The following is a 17,436-nucleotide window of genomic DNA, read 5'->3' as shown; positions in this document are numbered from 1 at the left end:
TAATTAAAAAATCAAAATTAAAAGTTTTTCATGATTAGCCTTTAAAAGGCTTCATGAGACTTTATTTATGCCTCAACTTTTTCTACAGGAGGAAGTGGGTCTGCGTAATGTGCCAAACCGTAATTTCTTTCCTGAGATAGTTTTGGTTCTTTTATATGCCATTCAAACTCATCCCTGAAGTGACGTACTGCACTGGCTACCGGCCATGCTGCTGCATCTCCTAATGGACAAATTGTATTTCCTTCGATCTGTTTAGATACATCAACCAATAAATCTATATCAGCAGATGTTCCGTGGCCAGACTCAATCTTACGTAAGATTTTTTCCATCCAACCTGTTCCCTCTCTACAAGGTGAACATTGGCCACAGGATTCATGATTATAAAAACGGCTAAAGTTCCAAGTGTTTCTAACCACACATTGGTCTTCGTCCATTACAATAAAACCTCCCGAGCCTAACATTGTTCCTGTAGCGAAACCTCCCTCAGATAAAGACTCGTAGCTCATTAACCTTTTGTCTCCGTTAACCAGGTTAATAATTAAGTTTGCAGGTAAAATAGGAACAGATGAACCACCCGCAACTACTGCTTTTAATTTTTTACCATTAGCAATTCCGCCACAGTATTCATCCGAATAAATGAAATCTTCTACAGAAAGACCTAATTCTATTTCGTAAACACCCGGTTTATTAATATTTCCTGATGCTGAGATTAACTTCGTTCCTGTTGAGCGGCCAATACCTATCTTCGCATATTCTTCCCCTCCATCATTAATAATAGGAACGGTAGCTGCTATCGACTCAACATTGTTTACCACAGTAGGGCAACCATATAGTCCTGCAATAGCAGGGAAAGGAGGTTTTATTCTTGGGTTTCCTCTTTTTCCTTCTAATGATTCCAGTAAAGCAGTCTCTTCTCCACAGATATAAGCCCCACCTCCTGGTTGAACATATAGTTCAAGATCGTAGCCTGACCCCAGAATGTTTTTTCCAAGATAACCGGCAGCTTTTGCTTCTTCAATAGCTTTTTCCAGAATCCTGATCTGTGGCATCATTTCGCCACGAACGTATATGTAACTTGTTTTTGCCCCTAAGGCATAACTGGACACAATCATTCCTTCAATTAAAGCATGAGGAATATGTGTCATTAAAAATCTGTCTTTGAAAGTGCCTGGCTCAGACTCGTCACCGTTACAAACCAAATAACGAGGAACACCTTCTGGCTTGGCAAGAAAACTCCATTTCATCCCTGTAGGGAAACCAGCCCCACCACGACCACGTAATCCGGATTTTTTAACCTCCTCAACTACATCATCAGGAGACATGGTTTTTAAAGCCTTCTCTACAGCTCTGTACCCACCTTTTTCTTTGTAAACAGCTAAGGTGTTTATACCAGGTACATTGATATGTTCTAATAATAATTTACGTCCCATAGCCCTAAGATTTACCTGCCTTTTCTGTTAGTTCAGCTATTAGTTTGTCTACCGATTGCGGAGTAAGGTTTTCGTAGTAAGTATACTCTGGACCTACTTGTAATACCGGCCCATAGCCACAAGCAGCAGAGCACTCAACCCCTCTGTAGCTGAAAAGACCATCCGCAGTTACCTCATTTTCTTTAACCCCTAATTTCTCTCCTATATAATCCATTATTTTTTCTGCACCTACAAGGCAACAAGGTCCTGTACGGCAAATCTCTAAGACATATTTGCCCTGTGGTTTTAGAAAATACATCGTATAAAAAGTAGCCACTTCGTATACCTCAATTGGTTTTATATGCAGATACTCAGCAACTTTATCCATAGCCGAAGGACTTACCCAACCTAATTCTGCCTGTACTTCATGCAAAATGGGTAATAAGGCTGACTTTTGTTTTCCTTCAGGATAACGTCCTACTATCTCTCCAAATTTGGCAACCAATTCATTAGAGAATTCTGTTGGTTGTACTTCTTCAACTTTAAGCATCTAATTCTCCTGCTATAATGTTTAAGCTAGACATATTTATAATAGCGTCTGCAAGCTGCATTCCGCGGCTCATTGGCGCATACATCTGATAATTTATAAAGCTTGGTCTTCTGAAGTGTAAACGGTAAGGCGTTCTTCCACCGTCATTAATCAGATAAAAACCCAGCTCGCCGTTACCGCCTTCAACGGAGTGGTAAACTTCTGTTTTGGGTGTTTCGATTTCTCCCATCACAATTTTGAAATGGTAAATCAAAGCTTCCATATTGTTATAAACCTGCTCTTTTGGAGGTAAATAGAAATCAGGAACATTAGCATGGAACACATCTTTTGGTTCTTTAGCAATTTTGTCCAAAGCTTGTTCAATGATGCGTATACTTTGCTTCATCTCCTCATTTCTTACCAAAAAGCGATCATAAACATCTCCGGTAGTACCTACCGGGATTTCGAAATCAAAATCTTCGTAAGAAGAATAAGGTTCGTTTACCCTAACATCGTAATCTACACCTGTTGCCCTTAAAATAGGGCCGCTCCAACTGTAGCTTAATGCTGTTTCCGGGTCTACTGCTGCTACCCCTGATGTTCTTTCTATAAAAATTCTGTTTCTGTTAAACAGGTTCTCAAATTCAGCTAAAACCAAAGGAAAAGATTTTACAAATTTCCTGATCTTGTCAAAAGTAATCTGATTGAAATTTCTTTCGAAACCACCTATTCTACCAATATTAGTAGTTAACCTTGCGCCACAGATCTCTTCAAATATTTCGTAAATGTCCTCTCTCTTTTCCATCACATACAGGAAACCTGAGAAAGCTCCGGTATCAACCCCCAAAATACCGTTACAGATGATGTGGTCAGCAATACGGCTTAACTCCATCACTATAACCCGCATATAATCTACGCGTTTTGGTGTTTTGATATCTAAAAGTTTTTCCACTGTCATGTGCCACCCCATATTATTGATAGGCGAAGAACAGTAGTTTAACCTGTCTGTTAGTGGAGTAATTTGATAGAATGGACGATGTTCTGCTATTTTTTCAAAAGCGCGATGAATATATCCAATAGTAGATACACCGCTAACAATCCTTTCCCCATCCATTTGCAACACATTCTGGAAAACACCGTGTGTAGCAGGGTGGGTAGGACCTAAGTTTAAGGTCTGTAGCTCCCCTTGCGGATCGTTATCTGTAAATACAGGACTGTTTGGTGTGATTTCTGTAATAAACTTTCCCATGAATATAACTTATCGTCCGAAAAAATAATCTTTTTTGTCTACCCTGTTTGGATCTTCTAATGGGTATTCTTTCCGCATAGGAAATACACTCATATCATCCACATTAAGAATCCTCCTTAAGTCAGGATGTCCTATAAATTGAATACCAAAAAAATCAAACGTTTCTCTTTCCATCCAGTTCGCTCCATTCCATAGCATAGTTGCCGTTGGAATAGATGGGTCTGAAGTTGGCAGAGATACTTTTATTCTGATTCTGGCATTTGTTTTAAAACTATGCAAATGGTACACTACGGATAATGCTCTCTCTCTTTCTGGATAGTGTACAGCGGTAATATCAGTAAGATAGTTGAAACTTAAAGTAGCATCGTTCTTTAGGAATGCTAATAAGTCCGATATTATTTCTCTTGTTGTTTCGAAAGTTAATAAACCAAAAGGTTGTTCTACGTTCGATATAGTCGATTCAAAGCCTTTAAGCTCTTCTAATATCTGTTCGTTTGTTATTCTGGCCATTATTGTATTCCGTAACTTTCTAATAATGCTTGATATTCAGGAGAGTTTCTTCTTCTTGCAGGCTCATTCTTTACCAACTCCTGTATTTTATTGAAACCATCTATAATTCCTTCTGGTCTTGGCGGACATCCAGGAACGTAAACGTCTACCGGAATAATTTCATCAATACCTTGTAACACAGAGTAAGTATCAAAAATACCACCACTAGATGCACATGCACCAACAGCAATAACCCATCTGGGTTCGGCCATTTGAGTATATACCTGTTTCAGAACCGGAGCCATCTTTTTCGCAATAGTTCCCATTACCATGAGTAGGTCTGCCTGACGGGGAGAAAACGAAGGTCTTTCTGAACCGAACCTGGAAAAATCATAATGTGCCCCCATGGTTGCCATAAATTCGATACCACAGCATGAAGTTGCAAAAGGGAGTGGCCACAAAGAATGTGAACGGGCCATTCCTATAACTTGATCAAGCGTAGTAGCGAAAAAGCCAGAGCCTTCGACCCCTGCTGGTGCACTACTCATTTTAATATCGCTCATAAATTTAAATCTCTTTTAAAAAGCTAAAAGGCCTACCAATTAAAGTAAGCCACAAATTTATTAAGTTTTATGCGTAAATAAGCGTATTACACTTATTTAGAACAATTCTAACTAGTTGTTCCAGTCCAATACTTTCTTTTTCAGGATATAAATAAAACCTAATAACAACGTTCCCATGAAAATGAACATTTCAATAAGGCCATTTATACCAAACTCTCTGAAATTTACTGCCCAGGGATACATGAATATAACTTCGATATCGAAAATAACAAACAAGATCGCTACAATAAAATACTTGACAGAGAAGGGTTGACGGGCATTTCCCACAACTTCTATACCTGACTCAAAAGCAGTTAGCTTTATGTCTGTTGTTTTTCTTTTAGGACCAATAAGGTGAGTAATGGTCATGGTTAATACAACAAACCCTAATGCTATGGCCAGTTGAATTACAATTGGAAGATAATCTACAGGAGTACTTAAATTTTCCATGAAACAATAAATTTAGTGCAAAGATATAAAAACAGCTCTAATAAGAAAGAAACTGGGGCAATTACAGTTTTAAGTATAGCCCCACTCTATAATAAATGTTGGGAATAAAAATGAATACAGCAAAATAGAATTAAAAAAGACACAGTGTAATTCCATTTTTAGCGCTAATGTGCTGCATATATAGTTGTCAGGTTACGGTGCTGCTATGCTTAATGAAGAGAAAACAGGAGAATTCAATCACTGAAGAATATAAAAATCAAAAAAGGGACAAATCATTTTCTGACTGTCCCTTTTTTGATTTTTTATCCTGTACTTATCCTTTTATGGCTCTTAATGCATCTTTAATTTGAGCATTGTTTGGGTCCAGTTCTAAGGCTTTGTCAAAATATTCTTTTGCTTTTGCTTTGTCTCTGGTAATAAAATATCCACCATTGTAAGAATATGCTTCCACCAGATTGGTTTTATCACGAGCGTTTATCTCCGGTTTAGCTGTGGTAATTTCGATGAATTTATCATAAGCTTTAACGCCTTTTTCCTCGGTGTCTTTTTCATCCAAATAATATTCTACACGGGCTAAATAAAGGTAAGCATCCGCATTATTAGCTTTTTCGCCAACATACGTAAATGCTGTATCTGCTTTGATAAGCGTTTCTTTAATTAAGGTGTCATTTTTAGGCTCCTGGTTAGCTAGTTCCATTGCAAAATAGAAATAGTTTGAATAGCCCCAGTAAAACCAGTCCGTAAATGAAGCTTTAGGCAGTTTAGTCAGCTTTTCATAATATTCAGCCGCTTTGCCATATTTTTTAGAACTGAAGTAGGCTTTTGCTATGTTTCCTAACAGTTCAACATTACTTGTGTCTAACTCATAGCCTTTGATGTAGCTTTCTATAGCTAGAGAATCTTGTTTTTGATCTTGGTATGCTTTTGCAAGATTAATATAATCTTTAGCTATCAAACGCTTTTTGTCTACAGAAGATATAAACTTTTGCAAAGCCTGTGCGCCCACTTCGGTGTTACCATTTTCTATAGCACCATAAGCCAGAAAACGTTCTGCTAATTTGTACTCGGGATTAGACCCATGTTTAGATACAAAGTTTTTCGCCTCTGTTTCTAAAGTAGCATAGTCTTCAGCGTTTAATAAGAAAATAAGGTATCTGTATCTTGAATTTGCAGAACGATCTGTTAAATCAAGATATTTAGAGTATTGCTCTTTTGCTTTTGGCAATAACTCAGGTCTTTTTGCAGGTATTTGCGAAGCCCAACGGTAGTAGTTTTCTGCCATGGCGCGGTAAGCAGGGCCAAAGCTAGGGTGTTTAGAAATTACTTCCTTAAGCGTTGTTTCTGCCAGTTCAAAGTTATACGCACCAGTCCAGATTTCACCAATGGCAACATCTACATTTGGAAGGTCTGCTTTGTAGTTACTAGCCCTTTGGTATTCTGCAACGGCCTCACTATTTTTCTTCTGCATTTTATAGGCATTCCCCAAAGCAATATACAATTCCGGGTCTTTAGAGCCGTAAGCTTTTGCTTTTTCGTACCATTCAAATGCTTTGTCTAAATCTCTCGATTTTTCGTATACATAAGCATTCCCTATGTGAATATATTCCTGGTAATCTTTCTTTTTCATACCAGACAAAGCTTTATCAAAATTTGCTTGTGCAGCAGTTTCATTTTTGCTGAACAAGTCAACGGTACCTAAGCCAATATAGTTTAATCTATAGCCTGGATCTGCTCCAATACCTTTTTGAAATAACACTTTTGCTGAGTCTGCATTTTCCAATCTCAAATATAGATCTCCAAAATAGAAATAATTTGAAGCTACATTAGGTTGGGTAGTGATCAAATTATTAAACATGGATTTTGCTTTCTGATACTGCTCGGCAGTCACAGCGTTTCTGGCATCTTCTAAGCTCTGTGCCCAGGATGCTGTTCCCATGGAAACAATACCTATTGCTGTTATCGCTATTTTCTTTGTTATATTCATAATTTCAATTTTAAACAAAAAAATACAAAATATCTATTTCTTAATGATTATTTGTCGGGAAGGAAGGGAATCTGGTGCTAAACCAGACTTTAAAATGACCCTTTGACCAATGTCGCTAGCTAAAAAAGCAGCAAAGCCAGTTCCAAGCCCGGCCTTTCCCTGACAGTCTATTAAATATAAATCTCGTGTTAAGGGATACTCCTTGGTTTTTAAGGACGATTGCGTAGGTAATACGTAATTACCCACATTGTTTTTTACGGCAACAAATTTAATCCCTTTCACATCTTCTTCAATTTCTTTTGTTGGGCGTTTTATCCAGCTTACACTGATAATACCCACTGCATTTTTGTTGTTTTTTATATACCTGATAACTTCTTCGCTGGTGTTTAAGGCATAAATATTTTTTGCAGTTAATTCCTTAACGTCAAAGTGGTCCATTAAGTATTCTACCGTACTGGATTTTACATTATCAAATACAATAACAGGGGAATGATCTGCTTTGCCCGATAAAAAGTCTTTTAACTCTTGCAGAGTTATGTTTTGCAGCGGATTATCGTTGGATGTGATAATTCCTATTCCATCCGTTGCAAACTTAATAGGTCTAACCCGTACTTTCTTTTTTTCAAAAGTACTAGCCTCTTCTTCAGTCAGCATTCTGGGCAGGACTGCTATACTCGCACTATCATTTAAAAGCATATTCAATACTTCTTGCTGCGGCTTGTACACCATGTCAATATGAGCTCTTTTGTATCGACTGTTGAAAACAACGGCTTCATCATCTACCACAGGAAATAAAGACTCATCTGCCAAAACTTTGGCATCCCCGTAGGTATAGCTTTCTCCTCTCTCCCCAGAGGTGTTACAAGAGTGTAAGAAGAAAGGCAGTAAGCATATTAAAATGGATAGTGTTTTATTCATCGCGTTTATCCTGTAAAACCCTAACTAATCTAAATAGAGAGTATACTATTAAAAAAGCAGCAAATACATTCCTCCACATAGGCTCTACACCAACCAGAAGAGGGAATTTTTTCCAAAAAATAATAACCATTCCCAGTGTGAAGTAGATAATGAAAACGGCTAGCCCTAAAATGAGCAGAAATCGCTTTTGGGGCGATTTCTGTCTCCTTCTTGTTTTATATTCCATTAATTTTGTAAAGCAAACATTACTGGAACCGAGTAAGAAACCCTAACAGGTCTACCATTTTGTAATCCTGGTTTCCATTTAGGTGATCTCTTTAATACTCTGATCGCTTCTTGTCCAAGGTCATCTCCACCCGGAACACCCCTAAGTACTTTAATATCTGTTAAAGAACCATCTTTTTCAACAACGAAGTTTACGGTTACCCTTCCCTGGATGTTGTTTTCTTTTGACATTGGCGGATAAACCAAGGTCTTGTTTAGAAACTTATAAAAAGCCTCTATACCTCCCGGGAATTCTGGGAAATTTTCAACGTTGGTGAAAATCTCATTGGAATCCGCAGTTACTTCCTGATTAACAGGGCCATCCCCAAATACAGGATTCTCTATTTGGATGTGTGAATTTGGATCTCCTTTAATGGTTTTTGCTCCAGGATCTGCTTTTTCCAAATCTTTAATTGTAGGAGGTTCTTCTTCTACAACTTTATCATCCGGTTTTACTACCGGAGGTGGAAACTTTACCTGATCCACTCTTGGTGGCGGTGGTTCTACCGCTGGCGGAGGTGGAGGTAACTCCTTATCTACTGGAGGTGGAGTTGCCAAAACAACTTCTGTCTCCTTAGTTCTAGGGTTTAAAATTGCATCATCCTCGTCTGTACTCTTCAATAATTGGGAGATCATAGGAGCAGAAAACGCAAATATAAACAGTAACCCTCCAATCAGAACTGCTTTGTTGGTGTTCTTAGCACTGTTCTTACGTAAATCGTAAGCACCGTAATCTTTGTTCCTACCTTCAAAGACAATATCTATCCAATTGCGAGTTAAAATATCCAGCTTTGGCATATTTCTTTAAATTTTCTTGTTTATTAACTAAATAACGCTAGTAAAATACTAGTTAGTATTAATTGTAAACTCCTTGATCTTTTAATAGAGAAATCTCAACAGGTTCTATTTTATTAACTATACCGTATGATGGTACGCCTGCAATTTTAATTTCATCTAAAATATCAACAAAGTTTTTGTAGTTAGATTTATCTGTGGGTTTTACAATTACCATTAATCCTTTTTCAGGATTTCCAGTCGTTGCTACAATTCTTTCATTATTTTCAAGGAAAGCCTTGCGTATACCACTTTTATTATAACTATCTACAGTAGGCGGGTTATCTCCAGCCACACCCATATACCAAACCAGTTTATTGTCTGAGCCTAAAAGAACTGTCATGGTTCTGGAGGCTTTAACATCTATTTCAGCATCTGGGTTTTTATCATCTTTATCGGGCATGAACATGTCCATCGCTTGCGGTTTTGCAAGTGTGGTAGTTAACATGAAGAAAGTAATTAACAAGAACATCAAGTCAACCATTGCCGTTAAGTCAACATTGGTTGATTGTTTCTTGGACCTTACTTTACCTCCCTTTTTTTTGCCACCACCCGAGGTATCTAATTGTGCCATTGTCTAATATTATTTATCTAAGCCTTCTAACGAAGTGATTAAACTAAATTTGTTGATTTTTTGCCCTTGCAATATGTCAATGACATCTCTGATAACCGGATATTGCTCTTTAGAGTCACCTTTTATGGAGAATCTTAAATCCTGGTTATGGAGCTCTTTAGTGGCGTATCTTGCTTGAAGAATCCACTGGTTAAGCTCGTTGTTAGATGAATCTCTTGGTATGCCCGGTTGTTGAAGTTTGTTTCTATCAGCCCCTGACATAGCTATAAACTCTTTCATATTAGCAATAGGAACTCCGAAAGACTCTATCAGAGAAAAACGAAGCTTTTCTTCTTGAGAAAACTCAATACCATATCTCTCGCCAATCCTGTTTAACATATTAATCCTTACATCCTGACCTACCACTCCAAAGAAAACCTTTCCCTCACCAATGGTCAGCGTAGAAATGTCTGTATCTGGTAATTTAATAGTAACAGTTGAAGAAGGTATGTCCACAGGCAGCGGTTCTGGCTGTCTGGCTGTCGCCGTTAAGATAAAGAAAGTAAGCAACAATGAAGCCACGTCGCACATGGCGGTCATGTCTATCAGGGTGCTTTTTCTTTTTATTTTTACTTTTGGCATCTTCTTATTTTTTTAATTATTAGTGTCCTGTTAATTTACTTTTAAAAAGTATCCTGGTATAAACCAGAATACCCAAAAACTATTCACTAATATTATCTATGCGTAGCCGCGTACGTTTGTACAATTGAGAAACCCGCCTCATCAATAGAGTAGGTTAAAGAGTCAATTTTAGACGTAAAAAAGTTATAAGAAATAATGGCAAGTGTTGAAGTACCAATACCTGTAGCTGTGTTGATTAGGGCCTCAGAAATACCGTTTGCTAATGCTGCCTGGTCTGGTGCACCTGCTGTTGCTAATGCCGCAAACGCTTTAATCATACCCACAACCGTACCTAATAGACCTACAAGAGTACCAATAGATACTAAAGTTGAAATTACTGTTAGGTTTTGCTCTAACATAGGCATTTCTAAAGCTGTAGCTTCTTCGATATCTTTTTGGATAGCCAAACATTTTTGTTCGGTATTCATTACAGTATCAGACTCTACGTCTTTATATTTTAATAAACCTGATTTTATAACTGCAGCAACAGATCCTTTTTGTTTGTCACAAGCAGAGATAGCGCTGTCAATACTTCCAGAGCTTAAAAATTGTTGTACTTTTTTTACGAATGCATCAACGTTTCCTGTACCTGCAGCTTTGCTGATAACAAAAAAACGCTCAATTGAGAATACGATTACCATTAAGAACATACCCATCAAGAAAGGTACTACGATACCCCCTTTGTAGATCATACCGAAATAGTTGCCTTCTAATGGGTGGTTGGCGTTATCGCCACCTTCAAAGTTAGCTGGATTACCCATTACGAATAAGAAAACAGCCCATGCAATTGCTATACAGATTACAATCGCTAATCCTGCAAAAATACTAGAACCCCCAGAGGTTTCTTTCTTAGCTGTAGTTGGTTTTGGTGCGTTTGACATTGCTTTTTTTTAATTTAATTTTTAGTTTTTGATTAATTTATGTTTTTGTTTGTAGTTTCTTAATTATAAAACCTTGTTAAAACTATACCTATTAACAAATTTATGATTTAATGTTTAAAATCAAATTTTTTATCCTTTTTATACAAAATTTAGCTGAAACCTGTTTTAATCTTCGACAGCAGTTCCTTTCTGTTCTTTGCTTAATTCTGTAGGATGTGCTCCCTGTGAAAATAAGCTTTTACAATAAAAACCAATTTTATTGTAAAAAACAAATACCAGGGGTGTTTTTTCTGCTTTTTTTTGAAAAAAACATAATCATAATACCAGATCCTGTTTTTATAAATGTGAAAAACACATTAATTAAAGAGGTTTTTTCCTATCCCCCAATCTGTTTTACTTTGTATCCTTCTTTTTGCAACAATTCAATTACTTTTTTTCTGAAGTCGCCTTGTATCAGTATTTCCCCATCCTTAACGCTTCCGCCGACTCCACATTTTGTTTTTAACATTTTACCAAGAGCAATAAGGTCTTCCTCTGTACCCATAAAATTGGTGATTAAGGTAACGGCTTTGCCCGCTCTCTGTTTCTTGTCCAATTGTACTCTTAAGTTTTGCTGGTTGTTAGCAGGCGTAGTTTCTGCTGTGACCTCTTCTGTTTGAAAAACAAAGTTGTTATCTGTAGAGAATACTATCCCGTCAAAGCTGTTGAATTTTTTAGATTTTTTATCCTTGCTCATTTGTTAGTAATTTAAACCATTATTTTTAATGAAAGGTGCTGTACGTTTATATTTATTTCACGTGAAACAAATATAGGTTCGCCATCTACATGTGCAGGTTCTTCATTATTTCTGGTTATCTTAATATGTTTTCCCTGGATGATTTCTACATATTTTGATCGGTCTACCGTTTTTGAAATCATTTTTAAAAACAATCCTGGGAATAAATATAAGGGGAACGATTTAATGATACACACATCCAGTAAGCCATCGTCAACTTTTGCTTTGGGAGAGATATGTGCATTGTTTCCGTATTGCGATGAATTAGCTATGCTTAACATAAAAGCTTTTCGTTGGTAAGCAATGCCATCAATTACAATATTATAGGATTGCTCTTTATAATCTCTAATCTCTTGAAGTACGCTTTTGGCATAACCCTTAAATCCACGTTTATGGTTCTCGGCAAATAATGTGCTTATTCTTGCATCAAATCCCAGTCCGGCCATGTTGAAGAAAAACTTATGACCAAAGGAACCCGAATCAATATCCCGGGTTCTGTTTCTGTTTAATAACTTAATGGCTTTGGCATTATTTAAAGGTATACGAAGTGTACGGGCTAAACCATTTCCCGAACCGCAAGGGATAATACCCATTTTTTTACCAGTGTTCATCATTTTACTGGCTACCTCATTAATCGTTCCATCTCCACCCACAGCAACCACACAGTCATAGCCATTGCTAATAGCATCTTCGGCAAGTTCACAAGCATGACCGCCATATTCACTAAATGTAATAAAGGCTTCAAAAAGGGAATGATCCAGGTATTTGTCTATTAACGAGGGGAAATATAATTTAGATTTTCCTCCCGATATGGGGTTAACTATAAAAAGTATTTTTTCTCTGTTCAAACTTGTGACGTTAAAATGAGCAACAAAGTAATTCTATTTTTAGTCAAAAATAAAATTTGTTATACCTTTGTGTATATAATTCAGTGGAATGATTTGAGTGCTTTCATAAAAGCCAGGATTGCAACCACATAAAAAAGTGCTAAAGCCAGATTTGCTTTTCCTGCATTCAAAGGGTTCCATCTAAAAATATTTAAAAGAATTACTATGTCTTATTTATTTACATCGGAATCTGTGTCTGAAGGACACCCAGATAAAGTAGCAGATCAAATCTCGGATGCGTTAATTGATAATTTCTTAGCATTTGATAAAGAGTCTAAGGTAGCCTGTGAAACTTTAGTGACTACCGGTCAGGTGGTATTGGCAGGAGAGGTAAAATCAAAAACCTATCTTGACGTTCAGAAAATAGCCAGAGATGTTATCCGTAAAATCGGATATACAAAATCAGAATATATGTTTGAGGCCAACTCTTGTGGTATTCTTTCTGCTATACATGAGCAGTCTCAGGATATTAATCAGGGGGTTGACAGAACGAACCCGGAAGAGCAGGGGGCAGGAGACCAGGGTATGATGTTTGGTTATGCAACCAATGAAACAGAAAACTATATGCCCCTGGCTTTAGATTTATCGCACAAGTTGTTGATAGAGCTGGCTGCTATCAGGAGAGAAAATAAAGAAATAACTTATTTAAGACCAGACGCTAAATCTCAGGTTACTATTGAGTATAGCGATGATCATCAACCCATCAGAATAGACAGTATTGTTATTTCTACACAGCATGATGATTTTGATGCCAATGATGATGTAATGCTGGCTAAGATTAAGAGCGATATTATTGAAACCCTTATTCCCAGAGTTAAAGCTTTATTGAAACCAGAGTTGCAGCAATTGTTTAATAACGATATCAAATATCATATTAACCCTACCGGTAAATTTGTGATTGGTGGTCCGCATGGAGATACTGGTTTAACAGGAAGAAAAATTATTGTAGATACTTACGGAGGTAAAGGAGCTCACGGAGGAGGAGCTTTTTCTGGTAAAGATCCTTCTAAAGTAGACAGATCTGCAGCCTATGCAACAAGACATATAGCCAAAAACCTTGTAGCGGCAGGTGTGGCAGATGAGGTTTTAGTACAGGTTTCCTATGCAATTGGTGTTGCAGAGCCATGTGGCTTGTTTATAGATACTAAAGGTACCGCTAAAGTAAACTTAACAGATGGCGAAATAGCGAAGAAAGTTCAACAAATATTTGACCTGCGACCTTATTTTATAGAACAACGGTTGAAACTGAGAAACCCTATTTACTCAGAAACCGCTGCCTATGGACACATGGGACGTAAGAACGAAATAGTAAAGAAAACTTTTAACGGAGCTAACGGCGAAGAAAAAGTAGTAGAAGTAGAGCTGTTTACATGGGAAAAGTTGGATTATGTAGAGCAGATTAAAGTGGCATTCGGCATTTAAGCTTCTGCTGAAAATACAAAAAAAGGGCATTAGAAACTTCTAATGCCCTTTTTTTGTAGACACTTAGCTGCTTTTTTCAACGATCTATTTTAACTGTTTTGTGAAAGTGGAGCACCATGCTGTTCTCCCACCTTGCTGGGAGACAGACGGGAGCCAAAGTCGGGACGGCTTCCATGGTTCTTCGAGATTTGTTGCAGTGAGCTTCGCTTTTTGTCGAAGAAATCTGTCTTTTGCCGAAGACTTGTCGAAGAGCAGTCGAAGAAAACCCCTGTTTTGTCGAAGAACTATCGAAGCAGTGTCGAAGGAATCTCTACTCTGTCTCCTGTCTGTCTCGAAGAAAACCCGAAGAATTAGAAAAATACATTAATCTGTAGATGAAGGACAAATTTTGAAACTTTTACAGCCTTTCTTGCTAGTTTGGTCGTAAAAGCTATCTTGACTCCTTCAAGGTTATGCTGTTGTCTTTAAACAGAAGATTATGATCAGGAAAGTCCAGGTCTGTCAGATACTGCATTCTGTTAAAAGCAGCGTAGGTCTCGTCTAATTGCAAGCCATTGACTTTATCTTGCTTTATGGATATGATGTCTGCTTTAATGAAATCTCCTTCTTTGTTGATTTTTAGCTGAACCAAAGGAGCAAAACCATTAGGCCCTTTTAAGTTAAACATTCCATAAGTACAGAAATTTCCCAGACTGTAGGCAATGAACTTATTTTTATATACTTCTACGGCTCTGGTAACATGAGGTCCATGACCTAAAACAACATCAGCACCAGCGTCTATTACGCCGTGGGCAAAGGCATACACATTCCCCCGGTTTTCATTAAAAAATATTTCATTTCTCTTAGGTACACGCTCGTGGGTGGTACCTTCGGCTCCGCCATGAAAGGAGACGATAACAATATCGGCCTTGCTTTTCAGTTCTTTAACTAAAATTTTCGCACTATCTATTTTGTTGATAGAAAGCGTATTCTCATTAGGGGCAAAAGCACAGAACGCATATTTGATTCCGTTTTCTTCAAAGAGAGCGTATGGGCAATTGGTTTGGCCTGCATAATTGATCTGAAGGGCATCCAGAACTTCCATGGTTTTTTTGCGGCCTTTATTGTCAAAATCACCCACATGGTTGTTGGCAATACTCAGCACATTAAAACCAGCATCTTTAATGATATTTCCATAAGATTCGGGCATTCTAAATGCGTAGCAGCTTCCGGGTTTGGAGTATTTGCATTTGGACGATTCTCCTGAGTTTAGAAAACATCCTTCCAGATTCCCGAATACAATATCTCCATTCAAATAATTAGCAACGGCATCAAAACTGTTTTTACCATCATTAGGGGGGAGGTTGGTTACAGATGGATATCCTGAGCCAAGCATAATATCGCCCACAGCAGTGATGGATATTTCCCGGAGAGTTGATTCCGCAAGCTGTTCTGTTGAATCTAAAGCAATAGCGAGATTGTTGATTGTTTCGTTTTCCTGGCCTAAGTCTTTTGCATTATTGTTACCGCAAGCTGTTAATATGGGGAATAAGGCGACAAGAAAGGTATAAACAGTTTTCATGATTAAAAGTAAACTGCAAAATTAAGAAAAGGATTTATATTGCAATATAGGATCGGTTTCTTACTAAAAAAGCCTTGATGGCTTTAACTATCAGGGCTTTTTTAATTTGAAATATATGAAAACTTATTCTTCTTTTAGGGATTCTGTAATACGGCCGCCCTTATAAAAATATCTGCTATAATAGGGCTCATTCAAATCGCTAATTACTACACCTCTACTGCTGGAAGCATGAGCAAATCTGTTATCTCCCAAATAAACCCCTACGTGAGTAATGCTTTTACTTTTTATCTTAAAAAAGACCAAATCACCCACTTTAAGCTCGTCTTTAGAAAGAGGATTGGTCATGCTAAAGATGTCTCTGGAGTTTCTTAATAGTGTGGTGTTAAAAACCTTGTCGTACATTGCTTTGGTGAAACCAGAACAATCAATTCCCTTTTTAGTATTTCCTCCAAAACGGTACGGAGTCCCTAACCAGTCATAAATAAACTGGTACATTTTGGTGTTAGATGTAGCAGATATCGCTACTCCCATTACTTGAGAGAAAAACTGGCTTGCTAAATTATCAGGGTCTGAGGTTTCGGTTTTAGAGGAAGTGCTGGGTGAAGATGTCGTCTTTGAGCTTTGGGCTTTGCCCGCCAATGTCAGGCTGACCAAAAGAGTAAAAATTATAACTTTCTTCATTAATAATAGTTTTAGGGTTTTACGTTTGTCTCTAACGGACCTTTATAAGTATTATTTTACAACGGCACAAAACTAGGCCTTAAATGTTTGCTAAACAACAATGATAAGATTTTTTTAACAAAATTTAACAACAAAAGAGTAAAATAGTTAAAATAACCGGGTTAGGGTTTTAAAATTGTCGATATATTAATAGATTTGCTGTCCCATTTAATTAGAATTAGAAAAAGAAATGAGTTCAGTTGCAATAACAAAAGAGACATATCTGTACTGGTATGAATTAATGCTTCATTTAAGAAGGTTTGAGGAAAAAACTGGCCAACTATACGGACAGCAAAAAATTAGAGGTTTCTGTCACTTATATATAGGACAGGAAGCTATTATTGCAGGAACAATGTCTGCTACCGAAAAAGGTGATAGCTTAATAACTACCTATAGAGATCATGCTCATGCGATTGCAAAGGGAATGCCAAGTAAAGTAGCTATGGCTGAGTTATATGGTAAAATAACAGGATGCTCTAAAGGAAAAGGAGGCTCTATGCACTTTTTTGATAAGGAGAACGATTTTTATGGAGGACATGGTATTGTTGGAGGTCAGATACCTTTAGGTGCCGGGGTAGCTTTTGCAGAGAAATATCTTGGAACTAACAGGGTAAACCTTTGCTATATGGGCGATGGTGCTGTTAGACAAGGTGCATTGAACGAAACTTTCAATATGGCTATGAACTGGCAGTTGCCCGTAATATTTATTGTTGAAAATAACGGTTATGCAATGGGAACGTCAGTTGCCAGAACTGCAAACACTTTAGATATATACAAATTAGGTTTAGGATACGAGATGCCTTCAATGCCTGTTGACGGAATGGATCCTGTGGCTGTACATAATGCCATAGACGAAGCTGTACAAAGAGCAAGGAGAGGAGAGGGGCCTACTTTCTTAGAAATAAGAACTTATAGATACAAAGGGCACTCCATGTCGGACCCTCAAAAATACCGTACTAAAGAAGAGGTAGAGGAATACAAAGCAAAAGACCCTATTGAAGTAGTTAAAGCTAAAATTGTTGCAGAAGGATGGGCAGACGAGGCCTGGTTTGATGAAGTTGCTGCGAAAATAAAAGCGGATATAGAAGAAGCGGTTAAATTTGCTGAAGAATCTCCATTCCCGGATCCATCTGAGTTATACAAAGATGTTTACGCACAGGAAGATTACGATTTTATAAAAGAATAAAAATTATGAACCGGAATTTATACAAACATAAATTCCGGTTTT

The 17,436-nt window shown here is 37.4% G+C and carries 18 protein-coding genes; 2 read left to right on the top strand and 16 right to left on the bottom strand.

Going from position 1 to position 17,436, the window contains the following annotated elements:
• Positions 1-65 precede the first annotated feature (65 nt).
• From nuoF to ACFSAH_RS04600, 14 genes are all read right to left on the bottom strand, one after another.
• A complete protein-coding gene (nuoF, locus tag ACFSAH_RS04665; protein ID WP_379661538.1) occupies positions 66-1,430 on the bottom strand; it encodes an NADH-quinone oxidoreductase subunit NuoF in 1,365 nt (454 codons plus the stop codon).
• Between the two features lie 4 nt (positions 1,431-1,434).
• A complete protein-coding gene (locus ACFSAH_RS04660; protein ID WP_379661537.1) occupies positions 1,435-1,959 on the bottom strand; it encodes an NADH-quinone oxidoreductase subunit NuoE family protein in 525 nt (174 codons plus the stop codon).
• Positions 1,952-3,187 carry an NADH-quinone oxidoreductase subunit D gene (locus ACFSAH_RS04655; protein ID WP_379661536.1) on the bottom strand — a complete coding sequence of 412 codons (1,236 nt, stop codon included), beginning with the start codon at positions 3,185-3,187 and terminating at the stop codon, positions 1,952-1,954. Before ACFSAH_RS04655 ends, ACFSAH_RS04660 begins: the two co-directional genes overlap by 8 nt.
• 9 nt (positions 3,188-3,196) lie before the next feature.
• Complete coding sequence (locus ACFSAH_RS04650; RefSeq protein WP_379661535.1) at positions 3,197-3,697, bottom strand: NADH-quinone oxidoreductase subunit C; 501 nt, start codon at positions 3,695-3,697, stop codon at positions 3,197-3,199.
• Positions 3,697-4,239, bottom strand: a complete 543-nt coding sequence (locus ACFSAH_RS04645) for an NADH-quinone oxidoreductase subunit B (protein ID WP_379661534.1) — start codon at positions 4,237-4,239, stop codon at positions 3,697-3,699. The genes ACFSAH_RS04650 and ACFSAH_RS04645 overlap by 1 nt, the downstream gene beginning before the upstream one ends.
• 111 nt (positions 4,240-4,350) lie before the next feature.
• Positions 4,351-4,728 carry an NADH-quinone oxidoreductase subunit A gene (locus ACFSAH_RS04640; RefSeq protein ID WP_379661533.1) on the bottom strand — a complete coding sequence of 126 codons (378 nt, stop codon included), beginning with the start codon at positions 4,726-4,728 and terminating at the stop codon, positions 4,351-4,353.
• A 313-nt stretch (positions 4,729-5,041) separates the two neighbouring features.
• On the bottom strand, positions 5,042-6,712 hold the full coding sequence (locus ACFSAH_RS04635; protein WP_379661532.1) for a tetratricopeptide repeat protein: 1,671 nt from the start codon (positions 6,710-6,712) through the stop codon (positions 5,042-5,044).
• A gap of 33 nt (positions 6,713-6,745) precedes the next feature.
• Positions 6,746-7,630, bottom strand: coding sequence for a PstS family phosphate ABC transporter substrate-binding protein (locus ACFSAH_RS04630; protein WP_379661531.1), 885 nt, complete (start codon positions 7,628-7,630; stop codon positions 6,746-6,748).
• 225 nt (positions 7,631-7,855) lie between these two features.
• Positions 7,856-8,692, bottom strand: coding sequence for an energy transducer TonB (locus tag ACFSAH_RS04625; RefSeq protein WP_379661530.1), 837 nt, complete (start codon positions 8,690-8,692; stop codon positions 7,856-7,858).
• Between the two features lie 58 nt (positions 8,693-8,750).
• Positions 8,751-9,302, bottom strand: a complete 552-nt coding sequence (locus tag ACFSAH_RS04620; RefSeq protein ID WP_379661529.1) for an ExbD/TolR family protein — start codon at positions 9,300-9,302, stop codon at positions 8,751-8,753.
• Between the two features lie 9 nt (positions 9,303-9,311).
• Positions 9,312-9,923, bottom strand: coding sequence for an ExbD/TolR family protein (locus ACFSAH_RS04615; protein WP_379661528.1), 612 nt, complete (start codon positions 9,921-9,923; stop codon positions 9,312-9,314).
• Between the two features lie 92 nt (positions 9,924-10,015).
• The gene (locus tag ACFSAH_RS04610) at positions 10,016-10,843 is read right to left on the bottom strand and encodes a MotA/TolQ/ExbB proton channel family protein (RefSeq protein WP_379661527.1); all 828 of its coding nucleotides are present in this window, start codon (positions 10,841-10,843) and stop codon (positions 10,016-10,018) included.
• A 376-nt stretch (positions 10,844-11,219) separates the two neighbouring features.
• Positions 11,220-11,579 (bottom strand): translation initiation factor, encoded by a 360-nt coding sequence (locus ACFSAH_RS04605; RefSeq protein ID WP_379661526.1) that lies wholly within the window; start codon positions 11,577-11,579, stop codon positions 11,220-11,222.
• Between the two features lie 11 nt (positions 11,580-11,590).
• Positions 11,591-12,466, bottom strand: coding sequence for a diacylglycerol/lipid kinase family protein (locus tag ACFSAH_RS04600; protein WP_379661525.1), 876 nt, complete (start codon positions 12,464-12,466; stop codon positions 11,591-11,593).
• A 204-nt stretch (positions 12,467-12,670) separates the two neighbouring features.
• Here ACFSAH_RS04600 and metK point away from each other — a divergent pair, with 204 nt between their 5' ends.
• A complete protein-coding gene (gene metK, locus ACFSAH_RS04595) occupies positions 12,671-13,927 on the top strand; it encodes a methionine adenosyltransferase (RefSeq protein WP_379661524.1) in 1,257 nt (418 codons plus the stop codon).
• Positions 13,928-14,357: 430 nt separating this feature from the next.
• On the opposite strand, the gene ACFSAH_RS04590 is transcribed toward metK, so the two are convergent.
• Together ACFSAH_RS04590 and ACFSAH_RS04585 are read right to left on the bottom strand one after the other, a co-directional pair.
• On the bottom strand, positions 14,358-15,488 hold the full coding sequence (locus tag ACFSAH_RS04590) for a CapA family protein (RefSeq protein ID WP_379661523.1): 1,131 nt from the start codon (positions 15,486-15,488) through the stop codon (positions 14,358-14,360).
• Between the two features lie 123 nt (positions 15,489-15,611).
• Complete coding sequence (locus tag ACFSAH_RS04585) at positions 15,612-16,169, bottom strand: C40 family peptidase (protein WP_379661522.1); 558 nt, start codon at positions 16,167-16,169, stop codon at positions 15,612-15,614.
• Positions 16,170-16,398: 229 nt separating this feature from the next.
• Here ACFSAH_RS04585 and pdhA point away from each other — a divergent pair, with 229 nt between their 5' ends.
• Entirely contained in the window at positions 16,399-17,394 is a 996-nt protein-coding gene (gene pdhA / locus ACFSAH_RS04580; protein ID WP_379661521.1) for a pyruvate dehydrogenase (acetyl-transferring) E1 component subunit alpha, read from the top strand.
• The last annotated feature ends 42 nt before the right edge of the window (positions 17,395-17,436 follow it).

The sequence above is a fragment of the Pseudopedobacter beijingensis genome (genome assembly GCF_042678145.1).
GTDB lineage: Bacteria > Bacteroidota > Bacteroidia > Sphingobacteriales > Sphingobacteriaceae > Pseudopedobacter > Pseudopedobacter beijingensis.
Note: the sequence above shows the minus strand (reverse complement) of the source record. Positions and strands in the feature narration are given on the sequence as shown.

Excerpts from the sequence above, each read along its gene's own strand:
- nuoF (WP_379661538.1), bottom strand. The coding sequence starts at position 1,430 with ATGGGACGTAAATTATTATTAGAACATATCAATGTACCTGGTATAAAC.
- ACFSAH_RS04660 (WP_379661537.1), bottom strand. The coding sequence starts at position 1,959 with ATGCTTAAAGTTGAAGAAGTACAACCAACAGAATTCTCTAATGAATTG.
- ACFSAH_RS04655 (WP_379661536.1), bottom strand. The coding sequence starts at position 3,187 with ATGGGAAAGTTTATTACAGAAATCACACCAAACAGTCCTGTATTTACA.
- ACFSAH_RS04650 (WP_379661535.1), bottom strand. The coding sequence starts at position 3,697 with ATGGCCAGAATAACAAACGAACAGATATTAGAAGAGCTTAAAGGCTTT.
- ACFSAH_RS04645 (WP_379661534.1), bottom strand. The coding sequence starts at position 4,239 with ATGAGCGATATTAAAATGAGTAGTGCACCAGCAGGGGTCGAAGGCTCT.
- ACFSAH_RS04640 (WP_379661533.1), bottom strand. The coding sequence starts at position 4,728 with ATGGAAAATTTAAGTACTCCTGTAGATTATCTTCCAATTGTAATTCAA.
- ACFSAH_RS04635 (WP_379661532.1), bottom strand. The coding sequence starts at position 6,712 with ATGAATATAACAAAGAAAATAGCGATAACAGCAATAGGTATTGTTTCC.
- ACFSAH_RS04630 (WP_379661531.1), bottom strand. The coding sequence starts at position 7,630 with ATGAATAAAACACTATCCATTTTAATATGCTTACTGCCTTTCTTCTTA.
- ACFSAH_RS04625 (WP_379661530.1), bottom strand. The coding sequence starts at position 8,692 with ATGCCAAAGCTGGATATTTTAACTCGCAATTGGATAGATATTGTCTTT.
- ACFSAH_RS04620 (WP_379661529.1), bottom strand. The coding sequence starts at position 9,302 with ATGGCACAATTAGATACCTCGGGTGGTGGCAAAAAAAAGGGAGGTAAA.
- ACFSAH_RS04615 (WP_379661528.1), bottom strand. The coding sequence starts at position 9,923 with ATGCCAAAAGTAAAAATAAAAAGAAAAAGCACCCTGATAGACATGACC.
- ACFSAH_RS04610 (WP_379661527.1), bottom strand. The coding sequence starts at position 10,843 with ATGTCAAACGCACCAAAACCAACTACAGCTAAGAAAGAAACCTCTGGG.
- ACFSAH_RS04605 (WP_379661526.1), bottom strand. The coding sequence starts at position 11,579 with ATGAGCAAGGATAAAAAATCTAAAAAATTCAACAGCTTTGACGGGATA.
- metK (WP_379661524.1), top strand. The coding sequence starts at position 12,671 with ATGTCTTATTTATTTACATCGGAATCTGTGTCTGAAGGACACCCAGAT.
- ACFSAH_RS04590 (WP_379661523.1), bottom strand. The coding sequence starts at position 15,488 with ATGAAAACTGTTTATACCTTTCTTGTCGCCTTATTCCCCATATTAACA.
- ACFSAH_RS04585 (WP_379661522.1), bottom strand. The coding sequence starts at position 16,169 with ATGAAGAAAGTTATAATTTTTACTCTTTTGGTCAGCCTGACATTGGCG.
- pdhA (WP_379661521.1), top strand. The coding sequence starts at position 16,399 with ATGAGTTCAGTTGCAATAACAAAAGAGACATATCTGTACTGGTATGAA.